11 protein-coding genes are annotated in these 17,684 nt (G+C 70.6%); 7 read left to right on the top strand and 4 right to left on the bottom strand.

Annotated features, from left to right (window positions below; translation table 11 throughout):
- The first annotated feature begins 480 nt into the window (after nt 1-480).
- Both ileS and CWS50_RS07830 read left to right on the top strand, forming a co-directional pair.
- Nucleotides 481-3,939: an isoleucine--tRNA ligase gene (ileS, locus tag CWS50_RS07835; protein WP_127842339.1), complete on the top strand. Its 3,459-nt coding sequence runs from the start codon at nt 481-483 to the stop codon at nt 3,937-3,939.
- Between the two features lie 574 nt (nt 3,940-4,513).
- Nucleotides 4,514-5,113 (top strand): MBL fold metallo-hydrolase, encoded by a 600-nt coding sequence (locus CWS50_RS07830; RefSeq protein WP_243118241.1) that lies wholly within the window; start codon nt 4,514-4,516, stop codon nt 5,111-5,113.
- Nucleotides 5,114-5,962: 849 nt separating this feature from the next.
- Here CWS50_RS07830 and CWS50_RS13495 read toward each other — a convergent pair.
- Nucleotides 5,963-6,121 carry a hypothetical protein gene (locus CWS50_RS13495; protein ID WP_164860106.1) on the bottom strand — a complete coding sequence of 53 codons (159 nt, stop codon included), beginning with the start codon at nt 6,119-6,121 and terminating at the stop codon, nt 5,963-5,965.
- A 108-nt stretch (nt 6,122-6,229) separates the two neighbouring features.
- Here CWS50_RS13495 and CWS50_RS07820 point away from each other — a divergent pair, with 108 nt between their 5' ends.
- The 3 genes from CWS50_RS07820 (at nt 6,230) to CWS50_RS07810 (ending at nt 12,292) form a co-directional block, all read left to right on the top strand.
- Entirely contained in the window at nt 6,230-8,119 is a 1,890-nt protein-coding gene (locus CWS50_RS07820; protein ID WP_127842337.1) for a bifunctional folylpolyglutamate synthase/dihydrofolate synthase, read from the top strand.
- 272 nt (nt 8,120-8,391) lie between these two features.
- Nucleotides 8,392-10,086 carry an alpha,alpha-phosphotrehalase gene (locus CWS50_RS07815; RefSeq protein WP_127842336.1) on the top strand — a complete coding sequence of 565 codons (1,695 nt, stop codon included), beginning with the start codon at nt 8,392-8,394 and terminating at the stop codon, nt 10,084-10,086.
- 91 nt (nt 10,087-10,177) lie between these two features.
- A complete protein-coding gene (locus tag CWS50_RS07810; protein ID WP_127842335.1) occupies nt 10,178-12,292 on the top strand; it encodes a PTS sugar transporter subunit IIABC in 2,115 nt (704 codons plus the stop codon).
- Between the two features lie 65 nt (nt 12,293-12,357).
- Here the strand turns inward: CWS50_RS07810 and CWS50_RS07805 are convergent, their stop codons facing one another.
- Nucleotides 12,358-13,080 carry a UTRA domain-containing protein gene (locus CWS50_RS07805; RefSeq protein ID WP_127842334.1) on the bottom strand — a complete coding sequence of 241 codons (723 nt, stop codon included), beginning with the start codon at nt 13,078-13,080 and terminating at the stop codon, nt 12,358-12,360.
- A gap of 399 nt (nt 13,081-13,479) precedes the next feature.
- Between CWS50_RS07805 and ndk the strand changes: the two genes are divergently transcribed.
- Nucleotides 13,480-13,947 (top strand): nucleoside-diphosphate kinase, encoded by a 468-nt coding sequence (ndk, locus tag CWS50_RS07800; protein ID WP_127842333.1) that lies wholly within the window; start codon nt 13,480-13,482, stop codon nt 13,945-13,947.
- A 294-nt stretch (nt 13,948-14,241) separates the two neighbouring features.
- Nucleotides 14,242-15,066: an MFS transporter gene (locus tag CWS50_RS07795; protein WP_127842332.1), complete on the top strand. Its 825-nt coding sequence runs from the start codon at nt 14,242-14,244 to the stop codon at nt 15,064-15,066.
- A gap of 99 nt (nt 15,067-15,165) precedes the next feature.
- Here the strand turns inward: CWS50_RS07795 and CWS50_RS07790 are convergent, their stop codons facing one another.
- Both CWS50_RS07790 and CWS50_RS07785 read right to left on the bottom strand, forming a co-directional pair.
- The gene (locus tag CWS50_RS07790; protein ID WP_127842331.1) at nt 15,166-16,446 is read right to left on the bottom strand and encodes an ABC transporter permease; all 1,281 of its coding nucleotides are present in this window, start codon (nt 16,444-16,446) and stop codon (nt 15,166-15,168) included.
- Nucleotides 16,443-17,534 (bottom strand): ABC transporter ATP-binding protein, encoded by a 1,092-nt coding sequence (locus CWS50_RS07785; RefSeq protein WP_127842330.1) that lies wholly within the window; start codon nt 17,532-17,534, stop codon nt 16,443-16,445. Before CWS50_RS07785 ends, CWS50_RS07790 begins: the two co-directional genes overlap by 4 nt.
- Between the last annotated feature and the right edge of the window lie 150 nt (nt 17,535-17,684).

The following is a 17,684-nucleotide window of genomic DNA, read 5'->3' as shown; positions in this document are numbered from 1 at the left end:
TCGGCAGCCTAGATGAACAGGCTAGGCGGCGGTTGCTGTCAGTGGCACCGGCACGTTACCGGGGTGGTTGCGGCTGGGCTGTTGAGCCGCGGTGTGTGGCCGGGATGACGCTGCCCGGCCCCGGGCCGTGCTGGCCCGTGCGGTGCCGGTGTCCTAGACTTCCCGGCACAAGGCGTGGACCCGGCCATCACCGGCGAGCCTCCGGAGGAACAGGGTGGGACCGGCGTGTGCGTGGGCTGCCCCTAGTAGAACCGGACGGGACAGCCCGTCACAGCTGGTCACGAGGCGGTCGCGCAGGCCTGGCCTCCCGGTCCCCGGGGGCGGGCGTAGCGCGGCAAGCGAGGTGGTACCGCGGCACGCGGCGCCCACCGGGGCTGCGCCAGGCAGCACGCCCCGGCCGGGCGGTGGTGTCGTCCTCGCACGTCCCTCCGGGCGCCCGCCCGGGGCGGCAGGCGCGAGCGAGAGCGAGGCACACCACTGATGGCAGGCACGAGCACAGGCAGGACCACCGGCACCCAGCACACGGGGGCTGCCTTCTACCCCCTCCACCGCAGCGGCGAGGAGGTCCCCGCCTCCCCCTCTTTCCCGGCCCTGGAGGAGGAGGTCCTGGCCTCCTGGAAGGAGGACGCCACCTTCCAGGCGTCTGTCGACAACCGTGCCGGCAGCCGCGTTGACAGCAGCGGCGAGCCCTGCGAGGAGTTCGTCTTCTACGACGGCCCGCCCTTCGCCAACGGCCTGCCCCACTACGGGCACCTGCTGACCGGCTACGTCAAGGACGCGGTGGGCCGCTACCAGACCCAGCGCGGGCGGCGGGTGGAGCGCCGCTTCGGCTGGGACACCCACGGCCTGCCCGCCGAGCTGGAGGCCCAGCGCGAGCTGGGCATCGACGACGTCACTGAGATCACCCGGCCCGGGGGCCTGGGCATTGAGGAGTTCAACGCGGCCTGCCGCACCTCCGTGCTGCGCTACACCAGGCAGTGGGAGGACTACGTCACCCGCCAGGCCCGGTGGGTTGACTTCGACAACGACTACAAGACCCTGGACCCCTCCTACATGGAGTCGGTCATCTGGGCCTTCAAGAGCCTCTACGACAAGGGCCTGGCCTACCAGGGCCACCGGGTCCTGCCCTACTGCTGGCACGACCGCACCCCCCTGAGCAACCACGAGCTGCGCATGGACGACGACGTCTACTCCGACCGCCAGGACACCACCGTCACCGTCGGCCTGCGCCTGGAGCAGCGGCTGGACACCACCCACCCCGACGCCGCCCCCGAGCTCGCCCTCATCTGGACCACCACACCGTGGACCCTTCCGTCCAACTCCGCTGTCGCCGTCGGGCCGGACGTTGAGTACGTGACCGTGCGCGTGGACGCCAGCCTGGACTCCCCGGTCGCCGGGCAGGACGTCCTGCTCGCCCGCGACCTGCTGGGCGCCTATGCCCGCGAGCTGGGGGAGGACCCGCAGGTGCTGGCCACCTACAGGGGCACCGACCTGGTCGGGGTGCGCTACGTGCCCGCTTACGACTACTTCGACGACGAGACCCACCGCGCCGAGGGTGCCGCCCCCGGTCCTGCGGCGTGGCAGGTCGTCGCGGCCGACTACGTCACCACCTCCGACGGGACAGGGCTGGTGCACCTGGCGCCGGCCTTCGGCGAGGACGACATGCACACCTGCCAGGCCTACGGCGTCGGCACGGTCATCCCCGTCGACGACGGCGGCCGCTTCACCGCCGAGGTGGGTGACTACGCGGGCACGCACATCTTCGACGCCAACAAGCCGATCGTGGCTGACCTGCGCGACGCCACCGGGCCGCTGGCCCGGCGCCCCCAGGACCAGCGGGCTGTCCTGGTGCGCCAGTCCAGCTACGTCCACTCCTACCCGCACTGCTGGCGCTGCCGCAAGCCGCTCATCTACAAGGCGGTGTCCTCCTGGTTCGTGAGGGTCACGGCCATCCGCGACCGGATGGTCGAGCTCAACCAGGAGATCAACTGGTTCCCCACTCACGTCAAGGACGGGATCTTCGGCAACTGGCTGGCGGGTGCGCGGGACTGGTCGATCTCGCGCAACCGCTTCTGGGGCGCCCCCATCCCCGTGTGGGTCTCTGACGACCCGCACTACCCGCGCACCGACGTCTACGGCTCCTTCGCCGAGCTGGAGCGCGACTTCGGGGTGGAGGTCACCGACTTGCACCGGCCCTTCATCGACACCCTGACCCGCCCCAACCCGGACGACCCCACGGGGCGCTCCACCATGCGCCGTATCCCCGACGTCCTGGACTGCTGGTTCGAGTCCGGCGCCATGCCTTTCGCCCAGGTCCACTACCCGTTCGAGAACGTGGAGTGGTTCGAGTCCCACAACCCGGGGGACTTCATCGTGGAGTACATCGGCCAGACCCGCGGCTGGTTCTACACCCTCCACGTGCTGGCCACCGCCCTGTTCGACCGGCCCGCCTTCACCACCTGCGTCTCCCATGGCATCCTCCTGGGCGACGACGGGGCCAAGATGAGCAAGTCCCTGCGCAACTATCCCGACGTCTCCATGGTCTTCGACCGCGACGGCGCCGACGCCATGCGCTGGTTCCTGCTGTCCTCGCCGGTGGTGCGCGGGGGCAACCTCGTGGTCACTGACAAGGCGATCCGTGACACGGTGCGCCAGGTGCTGCTGCCCTTGTGGAACACCTGGTACTTCTTCGCCCTCTACGCCGCCCAGGCGGGGGGCGCAGGTAATGAGGGCCAGGATGGCCGAGGGGGTCAGCCGGGAGGCCAGCCGGGTGGTGAGCAGGGTTACCTCACCCAGGGCGTGGACCTCCATGACGCCTCCTTGTTCGCCTCCCGGGGCGGGCTGCACGTCATGGACCGCTACGTCCTGGCCCGCACCCGGGACCTGGTGTCCACCGTGGGCGCCCAGATGGACTCCTACGACATCACCGGGGCGTGCGCCACGATCCGCGACTTCATGGACGTGCTGACCAACTGGTACCTGCGCACCTCCCGGCAGCGCTTCACCGACGGTGACACCACCGCCTTCGACACCCTCCACACCGTGCTGCGTCTGCTCACCGAGGTCATGGCGCCGCTGGCCCCGCTGGTCGCCGAGGAGGTGTGGCGGGGCCTGACCGGAGGCCGCTCGGTGCACCTGACCGACTGGCCGGTGCTTCCCGCCCATGTGGGCAACTCGGCCCTGGTGGCTGCCATGGACGAGGCGCGCGCGGCGGTCTCGGCAGCACTGGGTCTGCGCAAGACGGAGGGGCTGCGCGTGCGCCAGCCGCTGCGCACGCTCACGATCGCCACTGCGGACCCCGGTGCCCTGGCGCCCTTCAAGGACCTGGTGGCCGGGGAGGTCAACGTCAAGGAGGTGCGTGTCCTGGACGCCGAGTCCGCCGGGTACCGGGCCACCAAGGAGATCAGCCTCAACCCTCGGGCGCTGAGCCCCCAGGTGCGCAGGCTCACCTCCCGGCTGTTCGCCGCCGTCAAGGCAGGGGAGTGGGAGCTGACCGAGGACGGCGACCTGCGCTTCGGCCAGGTGCTGCTTGACGGAGTCCCCGTGGTCCTGGAGGCCGAGGACTCTGCCTTCACGGTGACCAGCCGTATCGAGGTTGACGACGACTCCCTGGCTGCCACCATGCTGGACTCGGGTGCCTTCGTGCTCCTGGACACCGCCCTGGACGACGCCCTGGAGGCCGAGGGGTGGGCGCGCGACCTGGTGCGCCTGGTCCAGGACGAGCGCAAGGCCGCAGGCCTCCACGTGGGCGACCGCATCCGCCTGGAGCTGAGCGTCCCGCAGGACAAGGGGGCCTGGACCCGCGCCCACATCGACCTGGTCAAGAGCGAGGTGGGTTGCGTGGACGCCCAGGTGCTCGCCGTGCCCGGGGCCACCGCGCCCACCGCCAGGGTGGAGAAGGCCGAGGGCTGGTCTCACAGAGCAGCCGAGACCGGCTGAGGCTCCTGTGGGGACCCAGGGCTGAGGGTCTGGGAGCACTCAGGACAGGCGTCCTGGACGGGGCGCCTGTCAGGAGGTGCACATTTTGGGAAGGGTGCGGGCGGGGCCAGCCGGTACCTCTTGGCAGGATGTCGGGTTTTCAGGTGGTGTCTCATGGCCTGGGTGGTCTCCGAGGAAGCCGAAGATGTGCAGCACGGACATCGCTGCACATCTTCGGCTCGCGGGTCGCCGGAAAAGGTGCCGTCACTGTGTCCCCTGCTACGCCTTTGCCTGCGGAATCTCACGGAGATGGGCCACGAGGGGGATGGTCACCCGATGGCGCGGACTGCTGAAGATGTGCAGCCAGCTGTCTTGCTCCTGCGGTCCACGCAGTGGAGAGAAAGAAGAGCATCATGCCCCTGCTTCCCCGCCACGACACAGGCTTCCTCGTGGTTGGCGGCCCCACCGTGGTCATCGACGTCGCAGGCCTGCGGATCGTGTCCGACCCCACCTTCGACCCGCCTACCGCCTACGGCGCCCTGCGCAAGACCCATGGGCCTGCCTGCCCGCCCAGGCGCTCGCGGACGCTGACGTCGTGCTCGTCAGCCATGCTGACCACGCCGACAACCTCGATGCTGCCGGGCGCGACTTCGCCCTGGCCGCCCCGCGCCTGCTCACCTGCCCGGGCTCGGCCCGGCTGCTGGGGGAGGGGGCACAGGGCCTGGCGCCCTGGGAGACCGCCGAGGTGGCCGACGGGGTGGACGTGACGGCTGTCCCGGCCCAGCACGGGCCGACCGACGGTGAGACCGATGCCGCAGGCTTCGTCAACTGCGAGGTGACCGGGTTCCTCCTCCAGGCACGCGGCACCACGGTCTACCTCAGTGGCGACAACACGTCTCTGGACCTGGTGGTACAGGTCAGGCAGCGCTTCGGGGTCCCCGACCACGCCGTCCTGCACGCGGGGCGGGCCACCGTGCCAGCCAAGCTCGGGGGCAGGCCGCTGAGCCTGTCCGCCGAGCGGGCCAGTGCGGCCGCGCAGGTGCTCGGCTCCCCGCACGTGGTAGTTGTCCACCACACCGGCTGGGAGCACTTTGCCGACGGACCCGGTGCCACGCTGCGGGCCTTCCGCGACGCCGGGATCCTGGGCTGCCTGGACCGCACTCCTGAGGGGCAGTGGATCCCAGAGGGCGAGTGAGTAGTGAGCGGAGCCAGGCCGACTAGGTGTACTTCCCTGGGGGTTGTGGACGGGGTGGGTGGTGGGCGAGGGGCCCCAGCATGCTGTGGGTCACGATGTTCGCATTGCCTGGCCGGGGCCTTGGTGACTTACAGCTGAGGTGCTGTTGGCTTCTGAGGGGTGTGGGTGGGCCGGGCGCTGTACCGCCCCGGTGCGGTGTAGGGGCAGCCACCCCGTGCGGCCGGGGCCTGATCCACGCCGCGTGTGAAGGGCCCTGTGCCGGGGCCGACCACGTCCGGCTGGTTCGGTGCCGTTCGAAGCCGCCTTGCGTCACCAGAACCACTCGGGGCTCTTGCAGCCGCCTCGCGTGGCCGGGAGTCTGGGATTGCTGGGTGTTGGGCGGGAGGCTGGCTGGGGTGGGGCGTGTGCTTGTTTGGGCTGTTCCAGGTGGGGTGCAATGATGTGAGCCTGTCTGTTACTGCTCCCGCGTGGGTGAAGGGTGTCGTTGTGGGGTGCAGCAGCGCGAGCCAGTCTCACACCCCCGGGCACTGCCGGAGTCCCAGCGTGTCCTGGTGTGCTGGCGTCGATCCACCCCCTGGTGACACCTTTTAGCCAGGCCTGATTCGTGCCAGCTCACCTCGCACGAGTCCCGCAGGAGTGGATCCGCTCAGACGGGCAACCCTACCCCCTCCCAGGAGGTGTGGCAGCACACACTCGGCGTCAGGCCCTCAGAGTGCCAGGCCCTCAGAGCGCCAGGCACCCACTGACCCACAGCACCACCACCCCGGCCCCAGCGGCCAGACCTCCGCACAAGCACGCACACAACCTCACAGGGACGTACAGCCAGGGCCTGTCGTCTAGGCTGCCTCCTCAGGTACGAGCCCCCACCAGGAAGCAGGACTTAGGGACATGAGCAGCAGCCACCAGCGTGACGCCGTCGGCCGCCAGGGCCGAGGTCCTCAGCCAGGCCATCACCCAGGTGCGGCCTTTGGTCTCCCCGGCCGGGCTGGTCGGCAGGACGGTGAGCAAAACGGTGAGGGGGGCGCTGCTGGTGCCGCGGCTGGCGGCGCCGCCCAGGGTCCTACCCGGCGGGCTGGTGGCCGGGGAGCTCCTGAGGGTGCTGAGGGTCCCGGCGGCGTGAGGGGTGCCGGAGAGACCGGTGGCGTGGACCCTGAGCTCCTGCCCTACCTGGAGGCGGCCGATGCCCCCGACCCCGAGGACCCTGCTGGTCCTGCTGGCTCAGCGGGCACTGGGGGTGCTGCCGGGTCTGGTGACGGCTCCGCCGACGGCCGGTCCCTGGCGGACGCTGCCCAGGCTCAGGCTGAGGTGCAGCAGCGCCAAGCCCAGGCTGAGGAGGAGGACCTGGCCGCCTTGCGCGAGCTGGTGGCGGCCCACATGCTCCCCGGCGGGGACCTGGAGCGTCTCGACGAGCTCCTCGCCGAGGTTGACGCCGAGGACGCCGACGACCCGGACGGGTGGGGCTCCTGGGAGCCACGGCTGGCTGAGGAGCCCTCTGGCAGCTTAGACCTCGCTTTAGACGTCTCTGCGGACGACTCTGACACCCCGGGCAGGAAGGACCTGGCTGCTGACCTGGCCGAGGACCTGGCCGAGGAGGAGACCCGCCGCCGCGACCTGGAGGCAGCAGCCCGCCAGGTGGAGCTCTCCGCGCGCATGCGCCAGGTCGAGGCCGAGATCCTCTCCCGGGCGCCCGAGCACCAGGTCCAGCCCTCCCTGGAGCGGGTCGAGGCGGTCCTGGACATCCTGGGCCACCCGGAGCACAGCTACCGCACCGTCCACGTGGCCGGCACCAACGGCAAGACCTCGACAGCCCGCATGACTGAGCGGCTGCTGGCCGCCACCGGGATGCGCACAGGCCGGTTCACCTCCCCGCACCTGGCCACGATCCGCGAGCGCATCACGCTGGACGGCGAGCCGATCAGCGAGGAGGGCTTCATCGCGGCCTGGGAGGACGTCGCCCCCTACATCCAGATGGTGGACGAGCGCTCCCAGGCGCAGGGCAGTCCCCGGCTGTCCTTCTTCGAGGTGCTCACCGTCATGGCCCTGGCCGCCTTCGCCGACGCCCCGGTGGACGTGGCAGTCATTGAGGTCGGGCTGGGTGGGCGCTGGGACGCCACCAACGTCATCGGCCCCGACGTCGCCGTCATCACCCCCGTCGCCCGGGACCACGAGCGCTGGCTGGGTTCGGACCTGGCCGGTATCGCCCGCGAGAAGGCGGGGATCGTCAAGGACGGCGCCGTCGTGGTCACCGCCCACCAGGCTCCCGAGGCCCGTGCCCAGGTGGAGGAGGCGGTGGCCGTCCACCGGGCGGTGGAGCGTCGCGAGCGCGACCCCCTGGAGGACCCTGACGAGCCGGGCGCGGGCGTGCTGGAGGTGCGTGACCGTCAGGTGGCCGTCGGCGGCCAGCTGGTCACCCTGCGCACGGCGGCGGCTGTCTACGAGGACGTCTTCGTGCCGCTGCACGGCCGCTACCAGGCGCACAACGCCCTGCTGGCCCTGGCTGCCGCCGAGGCGGTCCTGGGCGGGCGGGCACTGCCTCCCCGGGTGGTGGAGGAGGGGCTGGCCTCGGTGACCTCCCCGGGGCGGCTGGAGGTGTTGCGCCCCTCGCCGACCGTCCTGGTGGACGCCGCCCACAACCCGCACGGCGTCGAGGCTCTGGTCGAGGCAGTCGAGGAGGTCTTCGGGTTCCGGCACCTGGTGGCCGTGGTGGGGGTCATGGCGGACAAGGACGTCGAGGGGGTCCTGGGCGGGCTGGAGCCGGCCACCGACGCGGTGGTCTGTGTGCCGATCGCTTCTGAGCGGGCCATGGACGTGGAGGACCTGGCGGAGGTGGCCCGGGAGGTCTACGGGCAGGACCGGGTCAGGCTGGCCCACGACCTGGCGGAGGGGGTGGACCTGGCCGCGACCCTCGCAGAGGGTACCGACGCTCCTGCGACCTCCTCCGGGGTGGTCATCGTCGGCTCGGTCCTCCTCGCCGCCCAGGCCCGGGCGCTGTTCGGGGCGCGGTAGGAGCACGCTAGACCGGGCCTCGTGCCCCTGGCGCTGTCGTGGTGCTGTCCGGGAGCCTGCGGGCGCGCGCAGCCCCGGGGCTGCCGGGGCGCCTGCCGGGGCCTGGCGGAGCAGCGGGCCCCGGCAGCAGGAACTATCCCGGGGCAGCACGAAGTATGGGGGAGGTCACGCCCCCATCACTTTCCCTCCTGTATACACAGGTGTAATCATGTGTGCACAGGTTGTCCGGGCTGCCGCCCGGGCTGGTTCCGCTCCCTGAGGAGACACTCCCCATGTCCTTCCACGACAGTGTCGTCTACCAGGTCTACCCCCGCTCCTTCCGCGACTCCACCGGCGACGGTGTCGGTGACCTGCGTGGTGTCATCGAGAAGGTCCCCTACATCGCCTCCCTGGGTGTGGACCACGTCTGGCTCAACCCCTTCTTCCCCTCACCCGGCCGGGACAACGGCTACGACGTGTCCGACTACCGCGCCATCGACCCGGCCATGGGCACCATGGAGGATTTCGAGGAGCTTGTCGAGGCGCTGGGCGGGCACGGCATCGGCGTCATGGTGGACATGGTGCTCAACCACACCTCCACTGAGCACGAGTGGTTCCGCCGGGCGCTGGCCGGGGACAGGGAGTACCAGGACTACTACATCCTGCGGCCCGCCCGCCCCGACGGCTCCCTGCCCACGAACTGGGTCTCCAAGTTCGGTGGCCCGGCCTGGGCGCCTTTCGGGGACACCGGCCTGTACTACCTCCACCTGTTCGACCCCGGCCAGGCAGACCTCAACTGGCGCAACCCTGCGGTGCGCGCCGAGGCAGCTGACATCGTCAACTTCTGGAGGGGCAAGGGGGTCCGGGGCTTCCGGTTCGACGTCATCAACCTCATCGGCAAGGAGGAGGTGCTCCGCGACGCCCCTCCCGGCACGGACGACCGGGCCATGTACACCGACGGCGCCGACGTCCACGCCTACCTGCGCGAGCTGGCCGCCGCCAGCTTTGGGCACGACCCGCAGGCCGTGACGGTGGGGGAGATGTCCTCCACCAGCATCAAGGCCTGCGTGGGCTACTCCGACCCGGCCAACCACGAGCTGGACATGGTCTTCAGCTTCCACCACCTCAAGGTCGACTACGCCGAGGGCCAGAAGTGGACCATCATGGACCTCGACCTGCCCGCCCTCAAGCGGGTCCTCAATGACTGGGCCACAGGCATGCAGGCCGGGGGCGGGTGGAACGCCCTGTTCTGGAACAACCACGACCAGCCCCGCGCGCTCAACCGCTTTGCCGACCCCGGGCGCTACCGCGCCGAGTCCGCCACCATGCTGGCCACCGTCATCCACCTCATGCGCGGAACCCCCTACGTCTACATGGGTGAGGAGATCGGCATGACCGACCCCGCCTACACCAGCATCGGTGACTACGTCGACGTCGAGGCGCTCAACGCCTACCAGGAGCTCCTCACCCAGGGGCTGACGCAGGAGGAGGCCTTCGCCGTCGTGCGTGCCAAGGCCCGTGACAACGCCCGCACACCCATGCAGTGGAGCGACGGCCCCGGCGCCGGGTTCACCAGCGGCACCCCTTGGCTGCGCCCCACCAACCAGGACCAGGTCAGTGTGGAGGCCGAGGAGCGCCAGGGCACGGTCCTGCCCTACTACCGGCGTCTCATCTCCCTGCGCAAGCAGCACCCGCTCATCTCCGAGGGCAGCTACGAGCCCTACGCCCTGGACCACCCCGACGTCCTGGCCTACCAGCGCCACCACGAGGGGCAGCACCTGCTCGTGCTGTGCAGCTTCCGTGCCTACGAGACCACGATCGAGGTCCCTGCTGACTTCCGGGGCGGCCAGGTGCTGGTCTCCAACTACGACGACGAGCCGACCTGGCCAGCCAGTGACGGCGGCGCGGTGGTCCGGCTGAGGCCCTACCAGGCGCTGGCGCTGCTGGCCCCCGCTCCCGCCCAGCCTCCTGCCTGTGTTGGCTGCTGACGCCCTCACGGCGGGTGCCCTGCGGCCCTGAGGGAGAAGAGGGCCGCGAGAACAACAGACGACAGCACAGAACAACACAGAAAGGTTCCTTGTGTCCAGCAACGGCTCCAACGACGAGCATGATCAGGAGGTCAGGATCGTCTCACCCATAGCTGGTGAGGTGATTGACCTGGCCGACGTCCCCGATCCCGTCTTCTCCGCCCGAACCGTCGGCGACGGCTTCGGCGTCCAGCCTCCGTCTCCCGCCGACCCCTCCCGGATGATGGTGGCCGCCCCTGTGGGCGGGACAGTGACCATGGTGGCCACCACCGGCCACGCCATCGGCCTGACAACCCCCCAGGGGCTTGAGACGCTCCTCCACCTGGGGGTTGACACGGTAGAGCTGGAGGGCAGGCCCTTTGACCTCACTGTCGAGGTGGGCGAGAGGGTTGAGGCCGGCCAGCCGCTGGGGACGATGGACCTGGAGGTCATCCAGGTGGCTGGCAAGGACACCACAGCGATCCTTGTCGTCACCAACACCACCCAGAGGCTGGAGTCCCTGAACGTCAGCCTGGGAAGCGCCCCGGTGGGCCAGGAGGTCGCCACAGCCGTCCTCATCCGGGACACGCAGGAGGAGGGGCAGGCTGCCGGTGCTGGCGCCCCTTCCTCCGTCGCAGCCCCGCGCGACGGAGGCGCGGCACCTGGCGGGGGGGGACTCAGCGGCTACGACGCCACGGCCCACGGCATCATCGCCGGTGTCGGCGGAGCGGACAACGTCCGCTCCGTCATCCACTGCATCACCCGGGTGCGCTTCTACCTCAAGGACCAGTCCCTGGCCGACGACGCGGCCGTGACCGGCACCGAGGGCGTCATCGACGTCGTCAAGGCGGGCGGGCAGTACCAGGTCGTCATCGGGCCTGCCGTCGGGGAGGTCTACGAGGCTGTCGTCAAGCAGCTGCCCCAGGGGGCCGGCGGGGGCGAGACCTCCGCCGAGGAGCAGGAGGAGGTGGAGCGGCCCACCACCCTGGTCGGCTGGGTGCGCTACGGCTTCAGCTCGCTCATCGGCGTCATCACCGGCTCCATGATCCCCGTCATCGGCCTGCTGGCCGCCTCCGGCATCCTCAAGGGGATCCTCGCCCTGCTCACGCAGTTCGACCTGGTGGAGGACGGAAGCCCCACCTACACCATCATCAACGCGATGTCGGACTCGATGTTCTACTTCCTGCCCATCATCGTCGGCTTCACCGCCGCCCGGCGACTGGGCTCGGACCCGATCGTGGTGGCCATCATCGGAGGCGTCCTGTGCTACCCCTCCATCGTGGAGATGGCCAGTCCCGACGCCGAGGGCTACGAGGTGACCGCCAGCATCGGCCGCACCGTGTTCAACGCCGACTTCTTCGGCATCCCGGTGGCCCTGCCTGAGGGCAACGCCTACAGCTACTCGATCTTCCCCGTCATCGTCGCCGCCTGGCTGGCCGCCCGGATCGAGCCGCTGCTCAAGAGGTACATCCCGGTGGTGCTGCGCTCGATCTTCGCCCCGCTCATTGAGGTCTTCGTGGTCTCAGCCCTCATCCTGGTGGTCTTCGGCCCGGTGGTCATGTTCGTCTCCGGCGGCATCGCCTCCGCGATCAACGCGGTCCTGGAGCTGAGCTTCCCGCTGGCGGGCCTGGTCATCGGCGGCTTCTACCAGTGCCTGGTCATCTTCGGGCTGCACTGGGCCGTCATCCCGCTCATCTCTTCCGAGATCGCCGCCACCGGCAGCTCTCCGCTCAACGCCATCGTGTCAGCCACCATGATCGCCCAGGGCGGTGGCGCGCTGGCCATCTGGGTCAGGAGCCGCAACATGCGTATCCGGACCCTGGCCGGGCCCGCGACCATCTCCGCCTTCTGCGGCATCACCGAGCCCGCGATGTACGGCCTCAACCTCAAGTACGGCCGGGTGTTCCTCACCGCCTCGCTGGGCGGCGCGGTCGGTGGGCTGCTGACCGGGCTGCTCGACATCAACATGTACGGGTTCACCGGGGCCTTCGTCGGCTTCCCGTCCTTCGTCAACCCCGAGGGCATGGACTCCGGTTTCACCGGCTACTGGATCGCCTCCCTGGCGGCTCTGGCGGTGTCCTTCACCTGCACCTACTTCTTCGGCTACACCGACGCCGACGCCGACAAGGGCCGTGAGGTCAAGAAGGTCCGGCTGGGCAGGCGCGAGCCCGTGGCCTCCTCGTCCTAGCCCCTCCCTGTCACCACACGCGCCTGCGCCTGCCCTGGGCCGTCCCGGTCCCCGGACCACCCGTCTCAGGGCAGGCGCAGCGCGCTGCCGTGGAACTCGAAGCCCGCCGGGGCGTGGCGTGAGCAGGAGTACTCGAACATGAGCCCGGAGGAGTCAAAGGTGGCGCTGGAGACCACGGCCACGCACCCCATGTCCTCCAGGTCCAGGCGGGCGCGGTCCTCCTGCGTGGCCCTCTCCACAGTGACTGTCCGTGAGGCGCTGACGACCCGCACGCCCAGGACGTCCTCCAGGTAGGAGTAGATCGAGGTCTCCACGACCGCACGGGTCAGCACCGGTACCACCGAGCTCAGCAGCCAGGAGGTGTCCAGGATGAGCGGGCGCCCGTCCAGCAGGCGCAGGCGGTGGACCCGCAGGACCGGGGTGCCCGCCTCCAGCCCGGAGCGCTCGGACAGGAGGTGGTCCACGGTGGTGGCCTCCAGGCTGAGCATGACCGTGCGCAGCTCCACCTCGTTGCGCGCGGCAGCCTCAGGCAGTGACTCGATGCCGCCCAGGAGGAAGGTGGAGGTCGGCCTGCGCTGGTAGATGACCTGGCTGCCGCTGCCCTGGACGGCCTGCACGTAGCCGCGTGAGCTTAGCAGGGCCAGGGCCTTGCGCACGGTGTTGCGCGAGCAGCCGAACTCGGCGGCCAGGGTGTGCTCCGAGGGGAGCCTGTCGCGGAAGGCGTAGCGGCCCTCCTCGATCTGGGAGCGCAGGACCTGGACGATCTGGTCGTACTTGGCCTGGGCCACGGCGGGTGTGCTCCTTCCTGTGCCTGGCTGTGGCACCCGGGTGCAGGGGGTCCGGCCACGCGTGTGAGCTGCCGGGACTGTGTGCCTCAATCTAGCAACCTGCTCGCGTGCCCGGTGGGCTGTCTGGATGTGCTGCCCGGTGCGTGCCCGGTGGGACGCACCCGCCGAGGCCAGGCAGCCGGGCGGACGACACGGTGAGCAGACACGGTGAGTGGTACCCGGGTTGTCTGGCTGCCTGGGCTTCTGTGCCCCGCACGCGTGCCGGCGCGCCGTCTTCTGGACGGGTGCTGACCCGCAGGACGGGCTTGCCTCGACGACGTGCTCCTGTGAGAATCACACTGACCCCGTCCACGGTCCTGCCTGCCGCGCGAGGACCACGCAGCACAGGAAGGCCTGCCATTGCCCGCCACACCCCACTCGCAGACCCAGCCCCAGGACCAGCCCGGCGGGGAGCGCATCCTCGTCCTCATCAAGCCTGACGCCGTTCAGCGCCGCCTCACCGGTGAGATCCTGCGGCGCATCGAGGCCAAGGGCTACGAGCTGGTGGCCCTGCGGGTCCTCACCCCCGACGAGGCGACCCTGGCCGAGCACTACGCCGAGCACGTGGCCAAGCCCTTCTATCCCGGGGTGGTGGACTACATGACCTCCGGCCCGGTCGTGGCCGCGGTCGTCGCGGGGCAGCGCGTGGTGGAGGGGGTGCGCTCCCTCATGGGCGCCACCGACCCCACGACGGCCGCTCCCGGCACCATCCGAGGGGACCTGGGGCGCGACTGGGGGACCTCTGCCATCCAGAACCTGGTGCACGGCTCGGACAGCGCCGAGTCGGCTGCTCGCGAGATCGCCATCTGGTTCCCGGAGCTGGTGTGAGGGGGCCTGCTGGCCCGGTCCTGGTGAGGGCGTGGACAAGGTAGACAGAAGGTAGTCGCCAGTCACTGCTGTTCCGTCCGGGAGCGGCGACGTTCCTGAAGCTGCAGGGCGGTCGGAGGTGCTGATGCCAGCGTCACGTCGTGTCCAGCCTGTGGCTGGTATTCCTTGTCAACGGGGCCGTGCTTGCCAGCTGGGCACCGCGCATTCCCGACGTTAGGCAGGGCCTGGGCCTGTCCGACGCGGACCTCGGTGTCGCGCTGCTGGGCGTGGCCCTGGGGGGGGGCTGTGCCGGCCATGCTCGTCACCGCGCGTCTCCTGGGGCGTGTCAGCGACGTGGCCGTGTGCGCGGTGGCCGCGCTGCTGTTCCCCGCCGCCCTCCCTCTCATCGACGTGGTCACAGCCCTGCCCGGCCTCATGGCGGTGCTCATGCTCCTGGGCGCGGCCAGCGGCTGCCTCGACATCGCGATGAACACCCTGGCGGTGCGGTTGCAGGCGCTGTGGCGCACGCGGGTCCTGGGACGCCTCCACGGTGCCTACAGCCTGGGTGTCCTGGCGGCTACGGCCGCCGCTGCCGTAGCGACCTACCTGGGCCTCAGCGTCGGCCGCCACTTCGCGGCCGTGAGCGCCACCCTTCTCCTGGCCGCCGCCAGCGCCTCAGTGGTCCTCCTCACCCGGGCACCCCGCACGGCGCCGACGCGCTCGTCCTCGCAGGACCCGGCAGGCTCGGTCAGCACGGGGCCGTGGATCCCGGGCCCGCCCAGGCGGGGGCGGCTGGCCGTCCCCGGGCTGACCCTGGGCGTCGGTGTCATCGCCGTAGGAGGCTTCCTGCTGGAGGGGCTCCTCACCGACTGGTCAGCCCTCCTGCTGCGCCGCGACCTTGGTGCGCAGCCCGCGCTGGCGGCCTCCGTGCTGTCAATGTTCAGCGTGGCGATGTTCGTCTCCCGGTCACTCAGCGACGCCCTCCTGCGACGGGTGGAGGAGGCCACACTGCTGCGTGCCGCTGCGGTGCTCCTCGCCCTGGCGGTGGTGGTGGCGACCGGCCGTCCTGCTGGCCCTGACCACGCTGCCCCGCCCACAGGGGCTGGAGGACTAGGGAGGGCAGAGGCTGCAGGGGCTTGAGGGACCGGGAGAGGGGGCCGGGAGGCTCATTCCCAGGACCGGCAGGCACGGCGCTGCCCCCGCGCCATGCCTCTTGCAGTCTGCGCCTCTCGCAGGCTGTCAGCCCCTGGCTGGCCTCAGGACCTCCCGGAGGGAGACGCGCGCGCCCGTCCGTGTCACCGCACGGGTGTAGACCCTGCCTGAGAGGGCGACAAGCAGCGGCAGGGCCACCAGGGACAGGGCCAGGGCGACACCCTGCTCCGCCGTGCTGGACACGCCCAGGACCAGGCGCGCGGGCATGAGGAAGGGGGACAGGACCGGCAGGTAGGACAGCACCCGGTACACCACCATCTGGGGGTCACCGATCGCCATGAGGATGGACACGCCGTAGGGCACCGCCAGGAGCATGGCCAGCGGTGCCGTCACTGTTCCCACGTCCTCCTGCCTGCTCACGAGGGAGGCTGCCGCGCCGAAGAGCACGGAGACGGTGGCATAGCCCACCAGCAGCCACCCGAGCATGGCCAGGAAGGTGGTGTCCAGGTCGAGGCTGGCCTCCGGCATGATCCCGGTGGCGTTGGCGGTGAGCACCGCAGCGCCCCCCAGGAGCGCGCTGGACACCAGCAGCCACGTCCCAGTGCCCAGGACCTTGCCTGCCAGCAGCGAGGAGGGGCGCACGCAGGCCAGGAGGATCTCCACGATGCGGCTGGACTTCTCCTCCACCACGCTCATGGCGATGACCTGGCCGCCTCCCATGATGACGAGGAACAGCAGGAGGTCCATGGCCAGGAGGACGGCGTACCTGGTGAAGAAGTCCTCCGCGTCGCTCTGCGGGGGGTCCAGGGCGACGACCTCAGGGGAGGCCTGCTCCAGGGCCTGGCCCAGGGAGGCGGGGTCGCCTCCCAGCGCGGTGACGTGGCTGGCCAGGGCCTGCTGCTGGAGCAGGGAGGTCAGCGCTGCTGACACGGCCTCGTCGGCCTCCTCGGCCACCAGGAGGCGAGGTGAGGTCCCGCTGGTGTCCACCACCATGTCGACCCGCACGTCCTGTGGGGCGTCGGAGTTCAGGGCGGCGGTCGGCTCGGTGCCCTGGAGGTCGACGACGCTGACCGGCTGGCCTGCGGAGTCCACCACCTGGTCCAGGCCGGTGAGCTCCTGGGAGCCGGTGACCGCGACCCGGTAGGGCTGGGTCTCGCCCCCGCTGAGGTGGGCGTAGGCCAGGATGCCGCCCACGACAAGGACCAGCATGACCAGGGTGGAGATGATGGTCGGCCGGTTCACTGCCTGCGTGCGCAGCTCGCGAGCGGCCACCAGCCGGACCTCCTCCCAGCGGCCCAGGTGCGAGGAGTCCTGAGAGCCCCGGGACCCCTGTGGCGTGGGGCTTGTGGGGGTGGCCGGGCTGGTCATGCGCGCGCCTCCTTGGTACGCGGGGTGGTGTCCTGCACGGGGTCATCCGAGTCGTCATCGGTGTCGTCATCCGCTGTCAGGGAGTCCTGGAAGACCTCGGTCAGCGACCGTCTCACCGCCCCCAGCTCGTGCACGGTTCCGATCCGCTGGGCGGCGGCCAGCAGCGGCTGCTCGTCCGTGCCGCCTGCGGTGATGACGAGGCGGCCACCAGGCACAGCAGGTGTGTCGGGCTGAGCGGTCCCAGCGGGTTCTGCGGGAGAGGCCGTGCCCGCAGCACCAGCCGCGCCGTCTGTGCCGGGTGTGTCGGCGGCACCGTCCACGGTACCGACGCAGACCTCGGGCAGGCCTGCCAGTGCCTGGTCGAGCGCCGTCTGGGCTTCCGTGGTCCCGGGGCGGTCCGGTGTGACCACGACCCGCCAGCGGTGCCCACCCCCAGCCTGGAGCTGGGGCACGGTCCCCTCGGCGAGGACCCGGCCCGAGCGGATGATGACGACGCGGTCGCACAGGCGCTCGACGACGTCGAGCTGGTGGGAGGAGAAGAGTGTGGGCACGCCCTCCTGGGCGCGTTGGCGCAGCACCTCGCTCATGACGGTGACCGCGACCGGGTCCAGCCCGGAGAAGGGCTCGTCCAGGATGAGCAGCTGCGGGTCGGAGACCAGGGCGGCAGCCAGCTGGACACGCTGCTGGTTGCCCAGGGAGAGCCTCTGGACCTCCTCGTCGCGGCGCTCAGCCAGCCCCAGGCGGTCGGTCCAGTGGCGTACCGCCGTCCTCGCCTGTGCGGTACCCAGCCCGTGGAGGCGAGCAAGGTAGGACAGCTGGTGGGTGACCCTCATCCGGGGGTAGAGACCGCGCTCCTCCGGCATGTAGCCGATAGAGCGGCGCACGGCCGTGTCCACGGGCGACCCCTTCCAGGTCAGGGTTCCCGAGTCGGCGGTGAGCACGCCCATGATGATGCGCATGGCGGTGGACTTGCCCGCGCCGTTGGCGCCGACAAACCCGACGATCTCCCCCTGGGCCAGGCTCAGGGAGAGGCTGTCGAGGGCCTGGAGTCGTCCGAATCGCTTGGACAGGCGGGACACTGAGAGCACGGGTTTCCTCAGGGCAGGGGTAGTGGGTAGAACTCGGTCGGGGCAGGTGAGGCTGCTGCTGGCGGCAGCGCGGTCCAGCCTACCAGCGGCACCGGACGTGCCGGGCTCGTCCCAGGACTATGTTCCAGGGTGAGCGGCAGGAGGCGCGCC

Origin of the sequence: Actinomyces wuliandei, assembly GCF_004010955.1 — a bacterium.
GTDB classification, from domain to species: domain Bacteria; phylum Actinomycetota; class Actinomycetes; order Actinomycetales; family Actinomycetaceae; genus Actinomyces; species Actinomyces wuliandei.
This window is presented reverse-complemented; position numbering and strand designations above follow the sequence as displayed.

Bases quoted from the DNA above. Each gene is read 5' to 3' on its own strand.
- ileS (WP_127842339.1), top strand. From the start codon at position 481: ATGGCAGGCACGAGCACAGGCAGGACCACCGGCACCCAGCACACGGGG.
- CWS50_RS07815 (WP_127842336.1), top strand. From the start codon at position 8,392: ATGTCCTTCCACGACAGTGTCGTCTACCAGGTCTACCCCCGCTCCTTC.
- CWS50_RS07795 (WP_127842332.1), top strand. From the start codon at position 14,242: ATGCTCGTCACCGCGCGTCTCCTGGGGCGTGTCAGCGACGTGGCCGTG.
- CWS50_RS07790 (WP_127842331.1), bottom strand. From the start codon at position 16,446: ATGACCAGCCCGGCCACCCCCACAAGCCCCACGCCACAGGGGTCCCGG.